Below are 5,526 nucleotides of genomic sequence, written 5' to 3' on the forward strand. Positions count from 1 at the left end.
ATAGACCAGCGCGGTGCCGAACTGTCCTTCGTCCTGGATGCGCGACACGCGGCGATAATAGCTGTCGAGTCCTACGGTCCACGCGCTGCCGAGCTTCTGCGAGATGCCGATGTCGTAGTAGCTGGAGCGCTCCGCCAGCGGCGTATCGTTGCCTGCGCCGGGCAACGCGTTGGTCGTGCCGGCGAACTTCGCGATCGAGGTGGGGCTGATCATCTCCGACGCCGGCGGCGTGAAGTAGCGCGAGTACCCCGCATGGATGGTAGTGCTATCGGTCGGCTGGTAGACGACCCCGACACGCGGGCTGAGCTGGCTTTCCGGACGGAAGGCGTCATAACGGTCGGCGCGTGCGCCGTAGTTCACCGTCCACCTGTCGCCGATGCTCCATTCGTCCTGCAGGTACAGCGCATAGGTACGGGCGATGAGCCTGCTGGCATCCACAATGTTCAGCGGCGTGGTCGAGGTCTGGTTACCCTCGTCGTCGGCGGGGAAGACCAGCGCGTCGTTGGTGGCCGTCGCCCTTTCGAACGAGGCGTACATGCCATAGCGCAAGGTGTGGCTGTCGCCCAGCGGCGTGGAGAAGTCCGCCTGCAGCGTGCTCGCGCGATTGGCCCGGCTCACGTCCGACGCGACGCCATTGAACATCAGGTCGCCGATGTCGTCGGGGGTGAAGTCCAGGCCACTGTAGCGCTGCCCTGCCGACACCTGGTAAGCCGTGTCGCCGAGCTTGCCCTGCAGGCTGAGGATGCCGAAGCGGGTCTTTTCGCGCTGGCGCTCGTCCAGCTGCGCGGAATCGAAATTCGTGACGTCGAGGTAACCGAATTGCGGTGTCTGCCCCGGATTGTTCGGGATCTCGAAGCGGTTGTTCGTCGCACCGAACAGGAAGCTGAGGCGCGTATCGTTGTCGATCAGGTAGGAGATGTCGCCGAACGCCTTCACCTGGTTGGTGTGGTCGTGGATCGGCTTGCGGCTGGACGTCGGGTTCTCGATGCCGACGTCGTTCTCGAGGTAATTCGCCGTAAGGAACCAGCTCCACGCACCGCTGCGGCCGAACAGCGTGGCATTCGGGTTGATCGTACCGAACTGACCACCGGTGATGCCCACGCTGCCGCCCACGCCATCCTTTGACGGCGTGCGCGTGGTGATGTCGACGATCGCCGCCGTGCGTTCCCCGTATTGCGCAGGCAAGGCGCCGGTGAGCAGCTTCACGTTCTGGATCATCCGCGCATCCAGCGTCTGGCCGAAGCCGCCGATGCTCTCGGGAATCAGCACACCGTCGATACGGTATTGCAGGTTCGCGTGGTCGCCGCGCACGTGCAGCTGCCCGTAGGAATCCTGCACCACGCCAGGCGCCTGCAGGATCACCTGGTTCAATGGCGTGGAATCGCCCAGCGGCAACGCCTGGATGGTCTGCCGGTCCATCACGTACTGGCTGCTGCCGGTGTCGGGCGAAAGGCTGTTGCGCGCCGCGTCCAGCTTGGCGGTGACGTCCACTTCCCCCAGGTTCGTGGCCTTTTGCGGGGTCACGTCGTCGGCGTGGGCGGTGGCGGCCGCGAGGGCCAGTGCGATGCAGGACGCGAGGCGGACAGGGGTCATGGGCTCACTTCGTAAAATGTTATAACGTATCAATAAGTGTGAAGAGCGTAGCTTTCACGACGCTTTCAGCCCGCGGGGCTCGCCTGTTTTCATGGACGACTCACGCCGCGGCGGCGACCATGGCCTCGCATCCGCACTGGAGAGGCACGACGATGGCAAAACGCGAGCCGGCTTCGACGTCGAAGGAGATCGTTCCCGTCACCGCCGACCGCGGCGAAAGCCCGGTGGCTAAGGCGATCCTCGAGTTCGTCAGCCGCATCCCGGAGAGCGACATCCCCCGCGCGCGCAAGGGAAGCGCTGATGAGGAATGCCGTCGCCTCGCAAACGCCGCCGCGAACAAGGCGGCCATCACGGCGGGCTCGCTCGCCCTGCCCCCGGGGCCGCTCGGCTGGCTCACCGTGCTGCCCGAACTGGTCGCGATCTGGCGCATCCAGGGCCAGCTGGTCAGCGATATCGCGGCGGCGTACGGGAAAACGGCGAAGCTTGGCCGCGAGCAGATGCTGTGGTGCCTGTTCCGCCACACCGCCGCGCAGGCCTTCCGCGACGTGGCGATCCGCGTGGGCGACCGCCTGGTGTTCCGCACCGCGGCCACCAGCGTGCTGCAGCGGCTGGCCGGACGCATCGGCGTCAGCGTCTCGAAGCGCGCCGTCGGCAAGGGCATCTCGCGCTGGCTGCCGATCGTCGGCGCGCTCGGCGTGGGCGCCTACGCCTACTACGACACCGGCCAGGTGGCGAAGACCGCCACCGATCTCTTCAGCGGCGACATCCACATCGACGACGGCGATGCGGCGCCGGCGAAGAAGCGCGCCGCATCGACGCCCGCGGAGGTTGCGACAGGCCATGTGGGAGCCGGCTCCGCCGGCGATCCGAAGCCTAAGGCTTCGGCCCGTAAGGCAGAGAAGAAGGCAACCGCCAAGAAAACATCTGTCCGCAAGACGACCAAAAAATCCGCCCCGCGCGCCGCCACCGCCAAGAAAACCGTCGCAAGGCGCAAGCCGGCAACGTGACGCGCGCCGCCGTTTACGGCAAGCTCGTGCGCGTCACGAACAGGAGCTATCCGTGAACCATTCCCCGGTCATCCTCGTCACCGGCGGCGCCCGTCGCGTGGGTGCGGCCATCGTTCGCGGGTTGCATGCGGCGGGTTGCTCGGTCGCCCTGCACTATCGTCATTCCGCCGGCGAAGCCGGTGCGCTCGCCCGCGAACTGAACGCCGTGCGCGACGGCAGTGTGGCCACGTTTGCCGCGGCCCTCGAGGACGACGCGGCACTGCGTCCGCTGGTCGAGTCGGTGCTGGATACGTTCGGGCGGCTCGACGGTCTCGTCAACAATGCGTCGGCCTTCTATCCGACGCCGATCGGCAATACCACCACCGCGCACTGGGACGACCTGTTCGCCGCCAACGCGCGGGCACCGTTCTTCCTGGCCCAGGCAGCCGCGCCCGCGCTGCGCGAATCCGGGGGCGCGATCGTCAGCATCGTCGATATCTACGCGGAACGGCCGCTGGCCGGCCACACCGTTTATTGCATGGCGAAGGCGGCGCTCGAAATGCTGACCCTGTCGCTGGCGAAGGAGCTGGCCCCCGAGGTAAGGGTCAACGCCGTCGCTCCCGGCGCCATTCTCTGGCCGTCGTCGGGGAAACCGGAGGAAGCCGCCGAAGTGCTCATCGCGAAGACGCCGCTCGCACGCAAGGGCGAGCCCGAGGATGTGGCCGAGGCGGTGCGCTGGCTGTTGCTGGATGCGCATTACACGACCGGACAGGTCGTGCGCGTGGACGGCGGCCGGGCCCTGACGATCTGATCGGGTAGACCTCGCTCAGGTAGGCGCGCACTGTGGGAGCCCTTCAGCGGCGATGAGTGCTCGCAGCAAGCTTGCCCGCTGCCGCGGGATCGCCGGCATAGCCGGCTCCCACAGTGCACTCCTACCCGAAGGTTGCGAATCCCTCAGTTCTTCTGGCGGAACGCCGATTCGAGCAACGCGCGATCGAAGCCCTGTCCCGGATCGCCGTCCTGCGCGTAACGATAAAGCGCGGCGGAGTACACGCCATGCATCGCCGTCTGGAACAGGCTCAGGGCGATGAGCGCGATCACCGCCATCACGCCCACGGCGACCATAAGCGCTATCGACTGCGTGGCGGCCGCGGCGAAGAACAGGATCACGCTGGCGAAGATCAGGCAGAAGGTGAGGATGCCACCGGCAAAGCCGATGCCTGCGTTGCCGATCAGGTTTTCGCCCCAGGTCTGCTTGAGCAGCGAGGTGCTGCGCTTCACCGCATCGACCGGGCCCACGTCCTGCGCGGCAAGCACCGGCACGACGAGGAAGGTGGCGACCGTCCAGCCGAGGCCGAGCAGGCCGGCGACGATGCGGCCGACGAAACCGAGGCGCTCCTGCAGGGCGCGCAGGATCATGCCGACCGTCGCGGCGATGAGCGCGTAGCCGATGATGTTCGGCAGCTTGCCCATGGCGGTGCGGATACCGTCGCCCAGGGTCGGATTGCCGCCGTCGAGGCGGATCATCGCCGCCGAGGCGAGCGCGACGTTGAAGAAGATCACCACGCCGTACTGGACGAAATAGAACAGGAAGCTCACCAGCATGAACAGCGGCGAGACGTGCTGGCGCTGGCCTTCGAAGTCGGCATGGTGGTGGGCGAACAGCGTGTACACCGGCCAGGCGAAGGTGGCAACGACCACCAGCGAGGCCAGGCCCGCCAGCAACGGAAAGAGCATCAGCTCCTTGTCCTGGCGAAGGATATTGGCGCTGGCCTTCATCAGCGCCCAACTGCGTGCGAACTTACCCATTTCCTTGTGTCCCCGTGGTCCGATGTGGGAGGCGTTGTAGCACCTCGGCCGCCCCACCGCCATATGTGTATGTAGGAGCGAGCCTTGCGCGCGACAGATTTTCGCCGCTGTCCGCAAGCTGGCGCGCCAGCTCCATGTCACGGCCTCAAAGGATGTCGCGCGCAGGCGCGCTCCTACCCCAGCTGAGTGCTGATTGCGCTCGTACAGGCTTCGTCCACCGTAAGCACTTCGCTTCCAGCCGGGAACGCCGCCCACAGTTCGGCCATGGTCTTTCCGCTGACCGGATGGCGCACGCCGGGCGCGATGTCGGCCATCGGCTTGAGCACGAACGCGTGACGCAGCTCGCCGCGCGGGATCTGCAGGTGGCCTTCCCCGCTGAGCACGAGATCGTCGTAGAGCACGATGTCCACGTCCAGCGTGCGGCTGGCGAAGCGCTCCCCGCCGCGGATACGGCCGTGGCGATCCTCCAGCGCGTGCAGCCAGTCGTTGAGCGCTTCCGGCCCCAGGTCGCTGTCGAGGCCGACCGCGAGGTTGAGGAAATCCGGGCCGTCGAAACCGACGGCCGCGCTGCGGTACACCGGCGAGACCTCCAGCGCCCCGAAACGCGCGCGCAATTCGGCCACGGCGAGAGCGAGCCACCGTTCCGCGTCGATGTTGGAGCCGAGGCTCAGGTAGGCGCGGCCCACGTCGATCATTCCGGGCGCGTGCCGCGCTCGATCCGCACGCCGACCGCCCTGGCGCCACGCACCGCGCCAGGTTTGGACAGTTTCAACCTCACCCAGGACACGCCGAACTCGTCGCGCACGAGTTCGGCGCAACGTTCCGCGAGGGTTTCGACGAGACCGAAGCTGGACGCTTCCACGTACGCTTGCAGACGCTTGGAAATCGACTTGTAGTTGAGCGTGTCGGCGATGTCGTCGCTGGCCGCCGGCCGCCGATTGTCGAAAGCCATCTCGAGGTCGAACGACAGCGTCTGCCGGATCCGGCGCTCCCAGTCGTAGATGCCGATGACCGCGTCGATGCGCAGGTCTTCTATGAAGACGATGTCCATGGGGGGGTGCGGCGGTGAGAGGGTCTTACAGGGTCGGCGAGGACCGGCGATTTCGCAAGCTTGGGGATCTGTCTCTTATACACATCT

The 5,526-nt window shown here is 66.5% G+C and carries 6 protein-coding genes; 2 read left to right on the plus strand and 4 right to left on the minus strand.

Going from position 1 to position 5,526, the window contains the following annotated elements:
* Positions 1-1,593: TonB-dependent receptor (locus ACR9ZH_RS18280; RefSeq protein WP_481292190.1), on the minus strand; the 1,593-nt coding region annotated here is incomplete at its 3' end.
* 152 nt (positions 1,594-1,745) lie between these two features.
* Here ACR9ZH_RS18280 and ACR9ZH_RS18285 point away from each other — a divergent pair.
* Positions 1,746-2,600 carry a hypothetical protein gene (locus ACR9ZH_RS18285; protein WP_481292191.1) on the plus strand — a complete coding sequence of 285 codons (855 nt, stop codon included), beginning with the start codon at positions 1,746-1,748 and terminating at the stop codon, positions 2,598-2,600.
* A 52-nt stretch (positions 2,601-2,652) separates the two neighbouring features.
* Positions 2,653-3,390, plus strand: coding sequence for a pteridine reductase (locus tag ACR9ZH_RS18290; protein WP_481292192.1), 738 nt, complete (start codon positions 2,653-2,655; stop codon positions 3,388-3,390).
* A 143-nt stretch (positions 3,391-3,533) separates the two neighbouring features.
* Here ACR9ZH_RS18290 and ACR9ZH_RS18295 read toward each other — a convergent pair whose 3' ends face one another.
* The 3 genes from ACR9ZH_RS18295 to folB all read right to left on the minus strand — a co-directional run bounded on the left by ACR9ZH_RS18295 (position 3,534) and on the right by folB (position 5,439).
* Positions 3,534-4,388, minus strand: coding sequence for a DUF6159 family protein (locus tag ACR9ZH_RS18295; RefSeq protein WP_481292193.1), 855 nt, complete (start codon positions 4,386-4,388; stop codon positions 3,534-3,536).
* Positions 4,389-4,561: 173 nt separating this feature from the next.
* Entirely contained in the window at positions 4,562-5,083 is a 522-nt protein-coding gene (gene folK, locus ACR9ZH_RS18300; protein ID WP_481292194.1) for a 2-amino-4-hydroxy-6-hydroxymethyldihydropteridine diphosphokinase, read from the minus strand.
* Positions 5,080-5,439: a dihydroneopterin aldolase gene (folB, locus tag ACR9ZH_RS18305; RefSeq protein WP_481292195.1), complete on the minus strand. Its 360-nt coding sequence runs from the start codon at positions 5,437-5,439 to the stop codon at positions 5,080-5,082. The genes folK and folB overlap by 4 nt, the downstream gene beginning before the upstream one ends.
* Positions 5,440-5,526: the final 87 nt, after the last annotated feature.

It is taken from the genome of Luteibacter sp. SVR4-7G, assembly GCF_056755555.1.

Coding starts and splice junctions, on each gene's coding strand:
- folK (WP_481292194.1), bottom strand. CDS start 5,083: ATGATCGACGTGGGCCGCGCCTACCTGAGCCTCGGCTCCAACATCGAC.
- ACR9ZH_RS18295 (WP_481292193.1), bottom strand. CDS start 4,388: ATGGGTAAGTTCGCACGCAGTTGGGCGCTGATGAAGGCCAGCGCCAAT.
- folB (WP_481292195.1), bottom strand. CDS start 5,439: ATGGACATCGTCTTCATAGAAGACCTGCGCATCGACGCGGTCATCGGC.
- ACR9ZH_RS18285 (WP_481292191.1), top strand. CDS start 1,746: ATGGCAAAACGCGAGCCGGCTTCGACGTCGAAGGAGATCGTTCCCGTC.